This is a genomic window from Vibrio sp. Of7-15 (assembly GCF_022347565.1).
Classification (GTDB): domain Bacteria; phylum Pseudomonadota; class Gammaproteobacteria; order Enterobacterales; family Vibrionaceae; genus NORP241.
Map to the genome: position 1 here is coordinate 16640 of NZ_JAKRGH010000018.1, position 16947 is coordinate 33586.

The window sequence follows — 16947 nt, forward strand, 5'->3', positions numbered from 1 at the left end:
TTATGCAATTAGGTCGACATATTTCAGGCCAGTTTAATGCAGAATTAGAAAGCATTCGTACCCATGTATTAGCCATGGGAGGGTTGGTGGAACAGCAGTTATCAGATGCGTTACTGGCCTTACATAATCAAGATGCTGAGTTAGCCAAGCGCGTGATTAAAGATGATCACAAAGTGAATGCAATGGAAGTCGCCATTGATGAAGCATGCGCTCGTATTATTGCTAAACGTCAGCCAACGGCCCGTGATTTACGGTTGGTGATGGCCATCATTAAAACCATCACTGACTTAGAGCGTATTGGTGATGTTGCGGCAAAAACCGCGAATGTGGCACTTGAAAACTTCTCCAACCAACAGCAGCCGTTATTGGTTTCTTTAGAAGCGTTGGGACGCCAAGCTGTGCGTATGTTGCATGATGTGCTCGATGCTTATGCTCGTATGGATGTGGATGCGGCTGCGTTAGCTTATAAACAAGATGATAAGCTCGATGCTGAATACGAAGCGGTAATTCGTCAATTAATGACGCATATGATGGAAGATCCCCGTTCTATTCCGAATGTATTAAAAGTAATGTGGTCAGCGCGCTCTATTGAACGAGTAGGAGATCGTTGTCAAAATATTTGTGAATACATCATCTATTTTGTGAAAGGTAAAGATATTCGCCATTTAGGTGAGCAGAATATTGATGATTTGATCCGTTAGTAGCGATGTTAGCCATAATGTTGTTCCTTCATTATGGCCATTTCAACAACGTTTCTCAGAGAGGTGAAGGCTCAAAACTTTTCAGGTACAAAAGTTTGGCTGTTTAACGGTGCTCTTACATAACCTTCCTTTTTTACTTCAGGTAAATTTAATGGCGGGTATTCGAGTTCTTGATAAGGTATTTGGCTTAACAGGTGGCTAATGCAATTTAGACGCGCCTTTTTCTTGTTGTCCGCGGTGACGACCCACCAAGGGCACTGTTTCGTGTCGGTGTAAGCGAACATCTTATCTTTTGCTGCGGAATACTCTGCCCAGCGATTACGAGATTCTAAATCCATTGGGCTGAACTTCCAGCGCTTTAATGGGGTGTTGATGCGCTCTAAGAATCGTTTTTCTTGCTCTTCATCGGACACTGAAAACCAATATTTGATCAGGATAATGCCAGAACGTTGTAGCATGCGTTCAAATTCTGGACATGAGCGTAAGAACTCCTCATATTCATTATCAGTGCAGAACCCCATGACTTTTTCAACTCCGGCTCGGTTATACCAGCTGCGATCAAATAGGGTGATTTCACCCGCCGATGGAAGATGTGCGGCATAACGTTGGAAATACCACTGAGATTTTTCTTTTTCTGTTGGCTGCGAAAGAGCAACAATACGGCAAATACGCGGGTTGAGTTTTTCGGTAATACGTTTAATCACACCGCCCTTACCAGCAGCATCACGCCCTTCAAAGAGTACAACAACTTTGAGCCCTTCCTGTTTGACCCATTGTTGTAATTTCACCAACTCTATTTGTAACTTTTCAAGTTCTTCCTCATAAAGTTTTTTATTGAGCTTCTGAGGTTTAGCTGTATTTGTCATAGGATTTTCCTTATCCGGTATTGAGCAGGAAAGTTTATCTGGAATTTCCTTATCTAAATGCGATCCAGTTTCAATAAAGATATGAAACTAGGCTTATTTAACTTATATGTTGGTGTTATGGTTGCCTTTTATAAATTCAGACGATGGAATGGTGTATGTTTAGAAGTGCTTTAGCCGCTCTATTAACAGTGACTCTTATCGGTTGTAACAGTGATAATAGCAATGGACAAACAGGAGCTTTTGTTAAGAACCCAGATCAAACTGGAGAGCCTGGTACAGCTGGTGGAGAGGTTTGTCCGACCAACATGGAATGTGGCTTTTTATCAGTTCCCAAAGACTATGCGAACGAACATGGCGAAAAGGTCGAGGTGTTCTATGGTGTTCATAAGGCTCAAGATCCAAGTAATCGTATCGGTATCTTAGTATTTAATTTTGGTGGCCCTAGTGCAGAAGCTGTCTGGGGAGCATCAGGGATGGTAGAGCATGCTTTGCCTCAAGAGATTTTAAATCGATTTGACATTGTTGGTATTGACCCTAGAGGCGCTGGGAAAAGTGCTTTTGCCGCTGAATTAACTCAGTGCGCTAAAGCTGAATACAATAAACTTGGTGATTGTAAAGCTACGTATGCGGCAGTAGCGCCTTATTTAGGAAGTAATAGTGTCGTAAAAGATATCGATCGCTTACGTGCTCACCTAGGGGAAGATAAATTGAACTTCTTAGGGTATTCCTATGGTACTCGCTTGGGTTCTTTATATGCCAATACCTTTCCTGAAAATGTACGAGCGATTGTTTTAGACTCTCCTATGTCACCAGACACCGGTAATTATGTTGAATTACGTATTGGTAATGCCGCGGGTCATGACGTTGTTGCTCATTATCGTGTTGGGAATACTCGAAAAGCTCAACTGGAATCTGTAGCAGAAAAAATTGGAACGCATGGTTCTTATTCTTCTTCTGATAACCAGCAAATCAGTGTTGTTGATGGAATGGTGGTGTTGGACATTTTAGTATCGAGAGATTCTTCCATGGCTTGGAGTAAGATGCAAAAGAGCCTAGAGACGTTCTTAGATAATGATTTGGCTCAAGACTTAAGGGTAGAGCTGGATCGTATCTATAGCGACATTGATGGTAATTATAAGCCATCGGATGATGCTCTAAGAGGTCAGGCTCTATTTACTGCTGTGGTCTGTACTGATGAATCCCAACCACTTACAGCCAACGATGCTTACTCAAAGCTTCCAGAGTTTAGGGCTGCATCTCGTTTATATGGTGAACAAGCTTACCGGTTTAGTGCGTCTACCTGCACCGATTGGGCTCCTGAACGAGATGCCATTGCCCCTGTTACGAACATGGAACAAGTTTTAGCTGGGCAAAATATCCTTGTGATTGGTGGTAAATATGACCCTGCCACACCATATGTATGGGCGAATGAAATGGTAGCTAGTTTTGGTTCATTAGCATCATTTATTACAGTGGATAAAAAAGTAAATCATGGTTTTAGCTATAGCGGCTTGTCGTGTGTCGATACGCCCACAACAAGCTACTTACTTGATCCGACAAAGAAAGTGGAAGATAAAATATGCACAGATAGTGCCTCTGAGGTTACTTTATTAGCAAAAGATCCTGATTTCACGCACCCAGCGAAAAATGTGATTGGGTGGTGAGTTAGTATAGTGAATTAATAGAGTTCATAGAGACTTTATTGCAGAGAGGCAACTTAATGTTGGTTGCCTCTTTTTGTATCTATGGAGCTATTAAATTTTTCACTTTACGAACTAGCTCTGAACTTGTCACTGGCACGATAAAATCATCAAGATTGCTGGCACCCATCTTGGCGGTGTTACTGGCAAAGTTCATGTGGCTGGAACGGGTGGATTTACCTGATAGGTGAATCTCATGAACACCTGTAGTAGTAATGATTTCATTGGCATTCTCAGCGGTGACTCCTGCTCCTGCCATGATCGAAAAACGCCCATCAGACAGCTTGACCATATCAGCAATGATCGTTTTTCCTTCTTCGGCATTTGCTGCCAGTCCTGATGTTAAAATCCGCTCGCATCCTAGTTCAGCAATGTTTTCAATAGCGTGTTGATAATTACTGCATTGGTCAATCGCGCGATGGAATGTTGTCCCTAACCCTTGGGAAGCCGCCATGAGTTGTTTAGCAATACTCATGTCGATGTCACCATTTGGTTTTAAAACTCCAAAGACAACACCGGCCAGTCCAGCTTGCTTAGCGGCAAAAATGTCTTCCAGCATGGCTTCAACATCATCATTGTCATAAAGAAAATCGCCTTGACGTGGGCGTATCATGGCATAAACGGGAACCGTTGACAGTTGAGCCGCTTTTTTCATAAAACCAAAACTTGGTGTTAAGCCACCAAGTGCGAGAGAGGAGCACAGTTCAATGCGAGTGGCACCGCCTTTAAGAGCATTATGTAAAGATTCTAAATTATCAATACAGACTTCGATTTGAAATGACATCTAAACCTTCCTAATCATTAGGGAAGCAGGAATCATAGCAATTATAAGTAAGGGAAGCGTGAGAGAAATGACAAAGATTAGGAATAAACCGGCGCAATATAAAAATGAAGCAGAAAAAGCCCGAAACAATGAATGCTTCGGGCTTTATAATTTTGGCTAACTAATTACTTTTCACTGATTGGCTGCGATTTTTCGCTTTATATTATTCCAACCATTAACCCGTTGAGCTTGGGTTAAGTAGTAATTACTTGCTTAGGTCTTCTGCGTGCTCAGATAGGAACGCTGCAACACCTTTTGGAGATGCGTCCATACCTGCTTTACCTTCTTCCCACTGTGCAGGACAAACTTCACCGTTTTTCTGGTGGAAGTTTAGAGCGTCAACCATGCGTAGCATTTCGTCGATGTTACGGCCTAGTGGTAGGTCGTTAACTACTTGATGACGTACAACACCTTCTTCGTCGATTAGGAAAGAACCACGGAAAGCAACGCCTGCTTCTGGGTGCTCAACGTCGTATGCTTTGCAGATTTCGTGCTTAACATCAGCAACTAGAGGGTACTTAACTTGACCGATACCGCCATCTTCGATAGCAGTGTTACGCCATGCGTTGTGAGAGAACTGTGAATCGATAGAGATACCGATTACTTCAGTGCCTTTAGCTTGGAAATCAGCTAGGCGGTTGTCAAAAGCGATTAGCTCAGACGGGCAAACAAACGTGAAGTCTAGAGGGTAAAAGAAAACAACTGCTTTTTTACCTTTTGTGAATTCTTTGAAGTTGAAGTTATCAACGATCTCACCGTTACCTAGAACAGCTGCAGCTGTGAAGTCTGGTGCTTGACGACCTACTAGTACCATTATTTGCTCCTAAAATTCGGTTAGTAACCAAACTGGATGTTTGGCTCCATGTTTCAACGAGACAAAGTATAGTCAAACTGGTAGATTGAAAAAAGCGAAAATAATAGATTGGTATAATCGAAAAAAACGATGAATAAATGGCCCTCATTAAAACAATTACACTATTTAGTGACGTTATTTGAAACACGTCATTTTGGCGAAGCGGCCGAGTTGTGTTTTGTTAGTCAATCCACATTAAGTAAAGGCATTCAAAACCTTGAAGAGCTCCTTAATTGTCAGCTTATTGAGCGAGATAACAAATCTCTTGTATTCACCAGTATTGGTGAGGATGTGGTTATTCGTGGGCGTGAGCTTCTGGCCCGTGGTCAAGATTTAATGGAAATGCCGTCTGCTAGAGGTGATAGCATGCAAGGGCAATTGCGCGTGGGGTGTATTCCAACCATTGCGCCTTTTCTTTTATGTGATTTAGTGCAAGAGGTGAATCAGCGTTTCCCACAGCTAAATTTGCTATTAAGAGAAGACACCACAACCAATTTACTGGCGGCGTTGCGAAACGGTCAAATGGATGTGTTGATTTTAGCTCTACCCGTTGATATCGCAGGAATGGAAAGTAAAGTGGTGGGGCGTGATCCCTTCAAGATGGTGATCAGTAAACACCAAGCCAATTCAATTACGGTACCACTGCGTTATGATGATCTGCCTGATGAGTCTGTCTTTTTATTAGAGAAAGAGCATTGTTTAACGGATCATGCGGTATCTGCCTGTAAGTTGACCACCACCGAAAAAATTAATCCATTTAGTGCAACAAGCTTACATACTCTTGTTCAGATGGTCGCAAATGGGTTAGGCACCACCTTTATTCCGCAAATGGCCATTGACCACGGCCTACTGGATAATCAAAACTTGGTGATTGTTGAGCCTCCGGGCCAAGAAGCTTATCGAGAAATTGGCCTTGTGTGGCGACCAAGTTCGTCTCGGCTCGACACTTTTAATCAATTAGCGGATGTGGTTAGAGAACTTCTTTAATGCTTTATGCTTATCGCCCTAGTTGGTTTATTGTTTAGCATAATGTGCTGAATATACCTAAATATTAAGAACTACTTATCAGCCGTGGTGGTTTATAAAAGTCGAGCTTGTCTCGGCTTTTTTTGTTTTTAATAGTTCATTTTTAGATGTCGTTGGTTTCATATCTTTTCTTTTTCTCGTATTAAACGATCATCATATCGAACCTTATGTGGTTGTTTTTTATACAGTCGTTACGCTCTTATTATTAAATCCCCTTGTTTAAAATGAATATTTTTTATCTTATCACTTACTCGTTTTTGTAATTTATTTACGTAATAAATTACAAAATACGATTGTGTTATGCATTTAGTTTGCCTTTAGTTTAAGTCACTGTTATTTGTTTAAACTTCGCGTTTTGAGTTTTTGCTCTACACTTGATTAAGTGGCTGTAAGGTAAGTGTTATGGGACTTTGGTCTCATGATTTTAATGAAAAAAATAGTTGCAAAATTGTTTTGGTTAGGCGAATTTAAATAAGAACTTCGTGATTGAGTTGTAAGGTTGAATGACGAAAAAGAATCAAATTGAGTTGGTTTTTAGTTACAAATGTAACAGTTGGCTCATCTACAGGAGGTAGGGATTATGTCTGTTAATGCATCGGCAATTAAGCAAAAAGGATTGCAAATTATTGGAAACGTCTCTGAGCAGCATCAAGAGGTTTTGAACCCAGGGGCGGTCGCTTTTTTGCAGTCATTGGCTGAACAATTTGCACAAGAGATTCCTGCCTTATTACAAGCCCGTGAAGATCGCCAAGTTAAAATCGACAGGGGCGCAATGCCTGGATTTTTAGCTGAAACCAAAGCAGTGCGTGAGGCAGATTGGAAAATTCAAGGTATTCCAAAAGACTTGCAAGACCGTCGTGTAGAAATTACAGGGCCGGTTGATCGTAAAATGGTGATTAATGCTTTGAATGCCAATGTAAAGGTATTCATGGCTGACTTTGAAGATTCTATGGCGCCAGCATGGGAAAAAGTACTGGATGGCCAAATTAACTTACGTGATGCGATTAATGGCACCATTAAGTACACGAACCCAGATAATGGCAAAGAGTACGCATTAGATGATGATCCTGCTGTTCTAATTTGCCGTGTTCGTGGTTTGCATCTACCTGAAAAGCACGTGTTGTTTGATGGGGAGTCAATTCCAGGGGCGCTATTCGACTTTGCACTTTATTTCTACAATAACTACCGTCAGTTACTAGAAAAAGGCAGTGGCCCTTATTTCTACCTTCCTAAACTACAGTCTTATCAAGAAGCATCATGGTGGAGTGAAGTCTTTAGTTTTGCCGAGAAAGAATTTGGCCTAGCAAAAGGCACGATTAAAGCCACCGTATTAATTGAAACCCTGCCAGCTGTTTTTGAAATGGATGAAATCCTCTACAGCTTGAAAGAACATATTGTTGGTCTTAACTGTGGGCGTTGGGATTATATCTTTAGCTACATTAAAACCCTAAAAAATCACCCAGATTATGTCTTACCGGATAGACAAGTAGTGACTATGGATAAGCCTTTCCTTAATGCTTATTCGCGACTATTAGTTCGAACTTGTCACCGCCGTGGGGCATTTGCGATGGGGGGAATGGCCGCCTTTATCCCATCAAAAGATCCAGAACACAATTCTTGGGTCCTGAACAAAATTCAAACAGATAAATCACTGGAAGCAAATAATGGACATGACGGAACTTGGGTTGCACACCCTGGCTTAGCCGATACTGCGCGTGCTGTATTTGATCAAGCATTAGGTAACCGTCATAACCAATTAGATGTAAGTCGAGAAGAAGATGCCGTAATAACCGCAAAAGAGTTATTGGCACCTTGTGAAGGTGAACGTACTGAAGAGGGCATGCGCCATAATATCCGAGTGGCTGTTCAATACATCGAAGCGTGGATATCGGGGAATGGGTGTGTGCCTATTTACGGAATGATGGAGGATGCGGCGACGGCAGAAATTTCGCGGGCATCTATTTGGCAATGGATCCAACACGGTAAAGCATTAAGTAACGGTAAAGTCGTCACCAAGGAACTCTTCCTCCAATTACTTGCTGAAGAAATGCGAGTGCTGGAAGACGAAGTCGGGGCAGAACGATTTACATCTGGCCGTTATGTGGAAGCCGCTGAAATGATGGCTCATTTAACCACCGATGATGAATTGGTGAATTTCCTTACTCTACCGGGCTATGAATATTTGTCTTAATCGTTTGATTAGGGCCTCTTACCTGAAACTCACTACGCGGCAGTTTGGCTAGTGATATAAAAATTGGAACAGATGCGAAATGAATTCGCACGAAACATAGAGGGATATAACTATGACTTTAACTCGCCAACAGCAAATTGAAGCACTTGAGAAAGATTGGGCTGAAAATCCTCGCTGGACAAATGTAAAGCGTACTTATTCAGCGGAAGATGTGATCAATCTTCGTGGTTCATTTGCACCTGCTAATACCATTGCTCAAAACGGCGCAGATAAGCTGTGGAGTCTTGTTAATGGTTCAGCAAAAAAAGGCTATGTGAACTGTCTTGGTGCTCTAACGGGTGGTCAAGCAGTACAGCAAGCTAAAGCGGGAATTGAAGCGATTTACTTATCAGGCTGGCAAGTTGCCGCAGATAACAATACCGCGTCCACCATGTACCCAGATCAATCTCTATACCCTGTTGATTCTGTTCCATCTGTGGTGAAGCGTATTAATAACTCTTTCCGCCGTGCTGATCAGATCCAATGGTCAAATGGCAGTAGCCCAGAAGAAGGGGTGGATTACTTCTTACCGATTGTGGCAGATGCTGAAGCGGGCTTTGGTGGGGTACTTAATGCCTATGAGCTGATGCGTAATATGATTGAAGCTGGTGCGGCAGGGGTTCACTTTGAGGATCAGCTGGCGTCTGTGAAAAAATGTGGTCACATGGGTGGCAAGGTACTAGTACCGACTCAAGAAGCGGTTCAAAAACTGATTTCGGCTCGCTTGGCTGCGGATGTGGCTGGTACGACAACCCTAGTTATCGCGCGTACGGATGCCAATGCCGCTGACCTATTAACGTCGGATTGTGACCCATATGATCGTGACTTTGTGGAAGGTGAACGTACACAAGAGGGTTTCTATCGAGTACGAGCAGGTATAGATCAAGCCATCTCTCGTGGTCTTGCTTATGCACCTTATGCGGATTTGATTTGGTGTGAAACGGCAACGCCATGCTTAGAAGAAGCTCGTAAATTTGCTGAAGCCATCCATGCTCAATATCCGGATCAGCTGCTGGCATACAACTGCTCTCCGTCGTTTAACTGGGAGAAAAACCTAGACGCAGAGACAATTGCTAAATTCCAGCAAGAGCTATCGGACATGGGCTACAAGTACCAGTTCATTACGTTAGCGGGTATTCACAACATGTGGTACAACATGTTTGAGCTTGCTCATGCGTATGCGCAAGGTGAAGGTATGCGTCATTATGTTGAGAAAGTACAGCGTCCAGAGTTTGAAGCGGCGGAGCGTGGTTATACGTTTGTGGCACATCAGCAAGAAGTAGGTACTGGCTATTTTGATAAGATGACCAACACCATTCAAGGTGGTCAATCGTCAGTAACTGCACTAACCGGATCAACCGAAGAAGATCAATTCTAACTTCCCTTACCAGCCGGTTGATAGGCAGGAACACTGCAATCCTGCCTTTCATTCTGGTCTTTCGATCTATCCTTGTCGTACCTAGTGTCTTAATCAAAAGCAGTCGTGACAGCTGTAAATGATGTAAGAGGCCTTTGGGAGCGGTTGTGTAATACGCTCCCCTTTTTCTGTTCTATTCTTCTACTTTTTCTGGTTCACTGTCTTCTTGTAATTCTAATAAGTTGATAGCGATAGCAACAAAGTCGGTATCGGTAATAATTCCAACGAGCTTATTATTTTCCAGTACGGGCAGACACCCTACCTTGTGCTCTTGCATGAATAATGCTGCCTCCTTTAGACCACCGCGCGGAGTAATGGTCATCACTTGACGATGCATTACATCACCCAACTCAATATCGAGTGGGGATCGACTATCCAGCGTTATTTTTTCTAAGCAAGAGTCCTGAGCGGCGAGTATATCCCGTTGGCTGACTAATCCCAGTAAGTGGTTATCTTTATCGACAACAGGAACATGACGAATTTGGTGTATATCCATCAAGTTTTTAGCATCTGATAGTGTGTCTGATGTTTGTAGAGAGTGGGGGTGTTGACTCATCATTTCGGCGACTTTAATCATATTTATCTCCTGTAGATTTGGCCACGAAAGCACATCTTTTTATTTAAAAATAATAGAAAGAAATAAGAGGAAATGATGGGAGTAGGTTAGCGTTTTTCTTACTTACTGGTATTTTTCACGTTTTTTATGTTCGAGGTCAATAAAGGCAAAAAATGCATTCATAACGGAGAGTGATATATTTATCGTTACAGTCTTGTCTAATTTGTGTCTAAGCATGTTCAAGCCTTGATATTGCAGCCCGGGAGAATATACTAGCTGCCTGCTGTAATTTAGGGCATGAACATGCAAGTATCTGATTTCCATTTTGACCTACCGGATGAGCTTATTGCTCGTTATCCTCAAGCTGAACGTACAGCTAGCCGTTTATTAAAGTTAGACGGAAACACTGGCCAAGTTAATCACGGCCACTTTAAAGATGTTCTGGATCTTGTCGAACCAGGAGACTTATTAGTATTTAATAACACTCGTGTTATTCCTGCGCGTGTATTCGGGCGTAAAGCATCTGGTGGTAAGCTGGAAGTGTTGGTTGAGCGTGTGCTTGATGAACATTCGATCTTAGCTCATGTTCGTGCGTCTAAATCACCGAAGCCAGGCAACGAATTATTACTTGGCGAAAATGATGATTATGAAGCAGAAATGGTAGCACGCCACGATGCTTTGTTTGAGATCCGTTTTAAAGGTGATAAGCCAGTTCTTGATATCTTAAACGATATTGGCCACATGCCACTTCCTCCTTATATTGATCGCCCTGATGAAGATGCAGATAAAGAACGTTATCAAACGGTATATAACCAAAAGCCGGGCGCGGTAGCCGCTCCAACTGCGGGGCTGCATTTTGATAATGAACTTATGGATCAAATTAAGGCCAAAGGAGTGGAGTTTGCGTATGTAACTCTGCACGTAGGCGCCGGCACATTCCAGCCTGTTCGTGTGGATGATATTAATGATCATCATATGCATTCAGAGTACGTAGAAGTATCGCAAGAAGTGGTTGATGCCATTAATGCAACCAAAGCCCGTGGTGGTCGAGTGATCGCTGTGGGTACGACGTCGGTTCGCTCATTAGAAAGCGCTGCGCAACATGCGCTACAGGAAAACACTGAGTTTGCGCCTTTCTTCGGCGATACGGAAATCTTTATCTACCCTGGTTACGAGTATCAGCTGGTGGATGCGTTAATTACTAATTTCCACTTACCTGAATCAACTCTGATCATGCTAGTAAGTGCGTTTGCTGGTTACGACAATGTCATGGCGGCTTATGAGCAGGCGGTATCCAATCAATATCGCTTCTTTAGTTATGGCGATGCGATGTTTATTACTAAAAAAACATCGTAACCCTTAACGGCGAATTTATCGGCCACGCTTGAAGCGCGTCTACTTGCGTGGCCATATACAGCTTAGCTTGCTGTATCTGGGCTCGGCCATTCCGGGCGAATTGTCAGATTGTTTCTCTGGCTTTTGGAGGCTTCGTGAAATACGAACTAATTAAAAAAGAAGGGCGTGCGCGCCGTGGTCGTTTAGAATTTGAGCGCGGGACTGTAGAAACCCCAGCATTCATGCCTGTAGGTACGTACGGTACTGTAAAAGGCATGACACCGGAAGAAGTAAAAGGCACAGGTGCTGAAATTCTTCTAGGTAATACTTTCCACCTTTGGCTACGTCCTGGCCAGGAAATCATGAAAATGCACGGTGATTTGCATGACTTCATGAACTGGCAAGGTCCGATCCTGACTGACTCGGGCGGTTTCCAAGTATTTAGCTTAGGTGCGATGCGTAAGATCACTGAAGAAGGGGTACATTTCCGTAACCCTGTAAATGGTGACAAGATTTTCATGGACGCTGAAAAGTCGATGCAAATCCAGTACGACTTAGGTTCAGACATCGTCATGATTTTTGATGAGTGTACGCCGTACCCAGCAACACACGATGAAGCGAAAAAATCGATGGAGATGTCACTTCGTTGGGCACAGCGTAGCCGTAATGAATTTGATCGCCAAGAGAATCCAAATGCGCTGTTTGGTATTGTTCAAGGTGGTGTTTATGAAGACCTTCGTGATGTGTCTGTTGAAGGCCTGACGAATATTGGTTTTGATGGCTATGCGGTTGGTGGCCTCGCGGTAGGTGAGCCAAAAGAAGATATGCATCGCATTCTTGAGCACACATGTCCAAAACTGCCTGAAGATAAGCCACGTTACCTAATGGGTGTGGGAAAACCAGAAGATCTAGTTGAAGGTGTTCGTCGTGGTATCGACATGTTTGACTGTGTGATGCCAACGCGTAATGCTCGTAATGGTCACTTGTTTGTGACTGGCGGTGTGATCAAGATCCGTAATGCGAAACATAAAACAGATACAACGCCACTGGATCCTGAGTGTGACTGTTACACTTGTCAGAATTACAGTAAGGCTTACTTACATCATCTAGATCGTTGTAATGAAATCCTAGGTGCACGTTTGAATACGATCCATAACCTACGTTATTACCAACGTGTAATGGAAAGCATTCGCTCTGCACTGGAAGAAGATCGTTTTGATGCGTTTGTAGAAGAATTCTATGCGCGTCGTGACCGTGAAGTTCCACCTTTAAATGACAACCAATAAACGAGGACGTTAACTAAATGAGTCTTTTCATTTCTCAAGCACACGCAGCAGCAGAAGGTGCACCACAAGGTGGTGGCATGGAAATGTTCATCATGCTGGGCATGTTTGCTGTTATTTTCTATTTCATGATTTACCGCCCACAAGCTAAGCGTGTAAAAGAGCACAAAAACCTAATGGCTTCTATGGGTAAAGGTGACGAAGTACTAACGGGTGGTGGTTTGGTTGGTAAAATCACTAAAATCTCTGAAGATAATGATTATCTTGTGATTGCTCTGAATGACAGCAACGAAGTAACAATCAAGAAAGATTTTGTTACTGCAGTACTGCCAAAGGGTACGCTTAAATCTTTATAAGACAGCTTGAAGGATCCTCGCTTTGTTAAACCGTTATCCTTTGTGGAAGTATCTGATGGTGGTGTTTACACTGCTTATCGGTGCGCTTTATGCCCTTCCCAACATCTACGGTGAAGATCCGGCTATTCAAATTACTGGGGCGCGTGGCGCCTCAGTTGATACTGCAATGCTGGATACTGTCACTAAAACTCTAGAAGATAAAAATCTTTCCTATAAATCTGTCGCTTATGAAAATGGTTCTGTGCTTGTTCGTTTTAATGAAACGGATGTTCAGATCAGCGCTCGCGACATCATCAATGAATCTCTTGGTAAAGACCATATTGTTGCGCTAAACCTAGCGCCATCTACCCCGGATTGGCTGGAATCTATTGGTGCTGCACCAATGAAACTTGGCCTTGATTTACGTGGTGGTGTGCACTTCTTAATGGAAGTGGACATGGACTCGGCAATGGATAAGTTGATTGGTCAACAAGAAGAAGCTTTCCGCTCTGAACTACGTGAAAAGAAGATCCGCTACCGTGCTATCCGTAAATCGGGTAAAGATGGGGTTGAAGTGGTTTTACGTAATGCTGAGCAATTAGATCTGGCTGAAAAAGAGCTGAAAGCCCTGCACCCAGACATGACTTTTGTTGACTCAAGCACAAGTACTCGCTTCTCATTACTGGCTAAATTTACCGATCAACGTTTACAAGAAATCCGTAATTACGCTGTTGAGCAAAACATTACCATCTTACGTAACCGTGTAAATGAACTCGGTGTTGCTGAGCCATTGGTTCAACGCCAAGGTGCAAGCCGTATTGTGGTTGAGCTACCAGGTGTTCAAGACACGGCTCGTGCTAAAGAGATTTTAGGTGCGACAGCGACGCTGGAATTCCGTGAAGTTGACGATAAAGCTGATCTAGCGGCTGCAGCTAATGGCCGTGTGCCTGCGGGCAGTGAAGTGAAGCAAGATCGTAACGGTCGCCCAGTTGTTCTGAAAAAGCGTGTCATTCTTGGTGGTTCGAGTATTACAGATGCTAGTTCGAGTGCCGATGAATACGGTCGTCCTCAAGTTAACATCTCGCTAGACAGCGAAGGTGGTAGCAAGATGACGGCGTTCTCGAAAAAGAGCATTGGTAAGCTAATGGCTACTGTCTTCACTGAGTACAAAGACAGTGGTCGTCGCTCTCCGGAAGGTAAAGTGATTCTGTCTAAGCATGAAGAAGTGATTAACCAAGCAACGATTCAGTCTGCTCTTGGTCGCAACTTCCGAATCACAGGCATCGACTCTCAATCTGAAGCTCATAACTTAGCACTGTTATTACGTGCAGGTGCTTTGATTGCGCCTATCTCCATTGTTGAAGAACGTACGATTGGCCCATCTCTTGGTCAGCAGAATATCGATTTAGGTATTCAAGCGATGATTTGGGGTATGGTTGCGGTAATGTTGTTTACGATCCTTTACTACCGTAAGTTTGGTCTTATTGCCAACTTAGCGTTAGTGGTTAACTTGGTATTGATTATTGGTGTGATGTCAATGATCCCAGGAGCAACCATGACGTTACCTGGCATTGCCGGTATTGTTCTGACGGTTGGTATGGCCGTGGATGCGAACGTGCTGATATTTGAGCGTATTCGTGAAGAGCTTCGTGAAGGGCGTAACCCACAGCAAGCGATTCACCAAGGTTATGCGAATGCATTTAGCACCATTGCGGATGCGAATGTTACAACGTTAATCACTGCTATCATTCTGTTTGCAGTGGGTACTGGTGCCATTAAAGGTTTCGCCGTGACATTGTCTATCGGTATTTTAACCTCAATGTTTACCGCTATTATCGGTACTCGTGCAGTCGTAAACTTGCTTTATGGCGGCAAGCGCATTAATAAATTGTCGATCTAAGGACTGTTGCTATGTTTCAAATAATGAAAGCAGACAAAGTGATCGATTTTATGCGTTGGTCAAAATTGACCTTTGTTTTATCGATTCTAATGATCAGTGCCTCTATCTTTACTCTGTCGACCAAATGGTTGAACTGGGGTCTAGATTTTACTGGTGGTACGTTGATCGAAGTAGGTTTTGAGCAACCAGCGGACTTACAAAAAGTGCGTGAATCACTGGAAGCTGCTGGCTTTGGTGATGCGGTTGTACAAAACTTTGGTACTGCACGCGATGTGATGGTGCGCTTGCGTCCTCGTGAAGATGCACAAGGTGCAAAACTGGGTAACCAGATCCTTGAAGCCATTAAAGAGGGTACGGGTGAAACTGTTGAAATGCGTCGTATTGAGTTTGTTGGCCCTAATGTGGGTGATGAGCTAGCAGAAGCGGGTGGCTTGGCGATTCTTGTATCGTTGATCTGTATTCTGCTTTATGTATCGATGCGTTTTGAATGGCGTTTAGCAGCCGGTGCCGTATTGGCTCTAGCGCATGATGTAATCATTACATTAGGTATTTTTTCGTTCTTACAAATTGAAGTGGATTTAACCATTGTGGCAGCCTTGCTGACCGTTGTCGGTTATTCCTTGAATGATACCATCGTAGTCTTTGACCGTATTCGTGAAAACTTCCGTAAGATGCGTAAAGGTCTTGCTGATGAAGTCATGAACAGCTCTGTAACACAAACGTTAAGTCGTACGTTGATCACGTCATTGACGACGCTGTTTGTAGTTATTGCTTTGTTTACACAAGGCGGTGCGATGATTCACGGTTTTGCTACTGCGTTACTGCTAGGTATTACCGTTGGTACGTACTCATCAATCTACGTGGCTTCTGCATTAGCACTGAAACTGGGTATTACCCGTGAGCACCTAATGCCACCACAAGTTGATAAAGAAGGCGAAGAAATTGATGAGATGCCATAAGGCGATCTGAGTTTCTTATCTGATACAAAAAGGTTGGCTTCGGTCAGCCTTTTTTATTGGGTGAAAAGGTGGTGTGTTATAAACGAAAAAGGGCTGACCGAAGTCAACCCTTTCAATTTGATAGCATCTCGAAGCGAGTGCTTATTTCATCATTGCTTCATTACCGTTGTCACGGATTTTTGTTAGCATAGAGCGTACTACTTTAGGGCTCGCAGCAACAATGTTACCAGAGATCAGGTGGTTAGTACCGCCAGAGAAGTCTGTGCAGATCGCACCTGCTTCACGAGCAATCAGTTCACCAGCCGCGATATCCCAAGGTTTTAGGCCAAGCTCGAAGTAACCGTCAACACGGCCAGCTGCTAGGTAACATAGATCAAGAGCAGCAGAACCAGTACGGCGAATATCCGCACATTCAACAAACATAGCACCAAGAATCTTTATGTAGCTTTCAGAGTGTTGTTTTTGTTTGAATGGGAAGCCAGTAGCAAGTACAGCGCCATCAAGGTTTTTCAGTTGAGGTACACGTAAGCGTTGGCTGTTAAGCTGTGCACCAGCACCACGTTGAGCCGTGAAAAGCTCGTTACGCATCGGATCGTAAACACACGCGATCTCAGTACGGCCACGCATACGTAATGCGATAGACACAGAGAAGTGCGGTAAACCTTTAACAAAGTTAGATGTGCCATCCAGTGGGTCGATGATCCATTGACACTCTTTATCTTTACCTTCGATAGTACCAGATTCCTCTGCCACGATGCAGTGGTCAGGGTAGGCTTTACGAATAGTATCGATAATTAAAGTTTCAGCTTCTTTATCGATGTTAGTCACTAGATCATTGTTGCCTTTTTGGATTGTTTCAATCTTATCAGCAGTTTCTAGTGATTTAGCAATGTGGTTACCAGCCTGACGCGCAGCGCGAATGGCAATATTAAGCATTGGATGCATAGATTTTTCCCAACGGAT

Annotated in this window: 15 protein-coding genes; 10 read left to right on the plus strand and 5 right to left on the minus strand. The window is 43.2% G+C overall.

Features of this window, described 5'->3' with window-relative positions; genetic code table 11:
* Positions 1–2 precede the first annotated feature (2 nt).
* Positions 3–701 (plus strand): phosphate signaling complex protein PhoU, encoded by a 699-nt coding sequence (gene phoU, locus MHO82_RS17050; RefSeq protein ID WP_239185652.1) that lies wholly within the window; start codon positions 3–5, stop codon positions 699–701.
* 71 nt (positions 702–772) lie between these two features.
* Here the strand turns inward: phoU and ppk2 are convergent, their stop codons facing one another.
* Entirely contained in the window at positions 773–1567 is a 795-nt protein-coding gene (gene ppk2 / locus MHO82_RS17055) for a polyphosphate kinase 2 (protein WP_239185654.1), read from the minus strand.
* A gap of 155 nt (positions 1568–1722) precedes the next feature.
* On the opposite strand from ppk2, the gene MHO82_RS17060 reads away from it, so the two are divergent.
* Positions 1723–3231 carry an alpha/beta fold hydrolase gene (locus MHO82_RS17060; RefSeq protein ID WP_239185656.1) on the plus strand — a complete coding sequence of 503 codons (1509 nt, stop codon included), beginning with the start codon at positions 1723–1725 and terminating at the stop codon, positions 3229–3231.
* A 79-nt stretch (positions 3232–3310) separates the two neighbouring features.
* Here MHO82_RS17060 and MHO82_RS17065 read toward each other — a convergent pair whose 3' ends face one another.
* Positions 3311–4051 (minus strand): copper homeostasis protein CutC, encoded by a 741-nt coding sequence (locus MHO82_RS17065; RefSeq protein ID WP_239185658.1) that lies wholly within the window; start codon positions 4049–4051, stop codon positions 3311–3313.
* A gap of 244 nt (positions 4052–4295) precedes the next feature.
* Positions 4296–4904 carry a peroxiredoxin C gene (locus MHO82_RS17070; RefSeq protein ID WP_239185660.1) on the minus strand — a complete coding sequence of 203 codons (609 nt, stop codon included), beginning with the start codon at positions 4902–4904 and terminating at the stop codon, positions 4296–4298.
* Positions 4905–5033: 129 nt separating this feature from the next.
* On the opposite strand from MHO82_RS17070, the gene MHO82_RS17075 reads away from it, so the two are divergent.
* From MHO82_RS17075 to aceA, 3 genes are all read left to right on the plus strand, one after another.
* Positions 5034–5930, plus strand: coding sequence for a hydrogen peroxide-inducible genes activator (locus tag MHO82_RS17075; protein WP_239185662.1), 897 nt, complete (start codon positions 5034–5036; stop codon positions 5928–5930).
* Positions 5931–6549: 619 nt separating this feature from the next.
* A complete protein-coding gene (aceB, locus tag MHO82_RS17080; protein WP_239185664.1) occupies positions 6550–8160 on the plus strand; it encodes a malate synthase A in 1611 nt (536 codons plus the stop codon).
* 112 nt (positions 8161–8272) lie between these two features.
* On the plus strand, positions 8273–9577 hold the full coding sequence (gene aceA, locus MHO82_RS17085; protein ID WP_239185666.1) for an isocitrate lyase: 1305 nt from the start codon (positions 8273–8275) through the stop codon (positions 9575–9577).
* 172 nt (positions 9578–9749) lie between these two features.
* Here aceA and MHO82_RS17090 read toward each other — a convergent pair whose 3' ends face one another.
* Positions 9750–10193: a CBS domain-containing protein gene (locus tag MHO82_RS17090; RefSeq protein ID WP_239185668.1), complete on the minus strand. Its 444-nt coding sequence runs from the start codon at positions 10191–10193 to the stop codon at positions 9750–9752.
* Between the two features lie 282 nt (positions 10194–10475).
* On the opposite strand from MHO82_RS17090, the gene queA reads away from it, so the two are divergent.
* The 5 genes from queA to secF all read left to right on the plus strand — a co-directional run bounded on the left by queA (position 10476) and on the right by secF (position 15984).
* Positions 10476–11528, plus strand: coding sequence for a tRNA preQ1(34) S-adenosylmethionine ribosyltransferase-isomerase QueA (gene queA, locus MHO82_RS17095; protein WP_239185670.1), 1053 nt, complete (start codon positions 10476–10478; stop codon positions 11526–11528).
* 134 nt (positions 11529–11662) lie between these two features.
* Positions 11663–12793, plus strand: a complete 1131-nt coding sequence (gene tgt, locus MHO82_RS17100; protein ID WP_239185672.1) for a tRNA guanosine(34) transglycosylase Tgt — start codon at positions 11663–11665, stop codon at positions 12791–12793.
* Between the two features lie 17 nt (positions 12794–12810).
* Positions 12811–13146 (plus strand): preprotein translocase subunit YajC, encoded by a 336-nt coding sequence (gene yajC / locus MHO82_RS17105; RefSeq protein WP_239185674.1) that lies wholly within the window; start codon positions 12811–12813, stop codon positions 13144–13146.
* A 22-nt stretch (positions 13147–13168) separates the two neighbouring features.
* Positions 13169–15025 carry a protein translocase subunit SecD gene (gene secD / locus MHO82_RS17110; protein WP_275440658.1) on the plus strand — a complete coding sequence of 619 codons (1857 nt, stop codon included), beginning with the start codon at positions 13169–13171 and terminating at the stop codon, positions 15023–15025.
* An 11-nt stretch (positions 15026–15036) separates the two neighbouring features.
* Positions 15037–15984 (plus strand): protein translocase subunit SecF, encoded by a 948-nt coding sequence (gene secF / locus MHO82_RS17115; RefSeq protein ID WP_239185676.1) that lies wholly within the window; start codon positions 15037–15039, stop codon positions 15982–15984.
* Between the two features lie 141 nt (positions 15985–16125).
* Here the strand turns inward: secF and suhB are convergent, their stop codons facing one another.
* Positions 16126–16929 (minus strand): inositol-1-monophosphatase, encoded by an 804-nt coding sequence (suhB, locus tag MHO82_RS17120; RefSeq protein WP_239185678.1) that lies wholly within the window; start codon positions 16927–16929, stop codon positions 16126–16128.
* Positions 16930–16947: the final 18 nt, after the last annotated feature.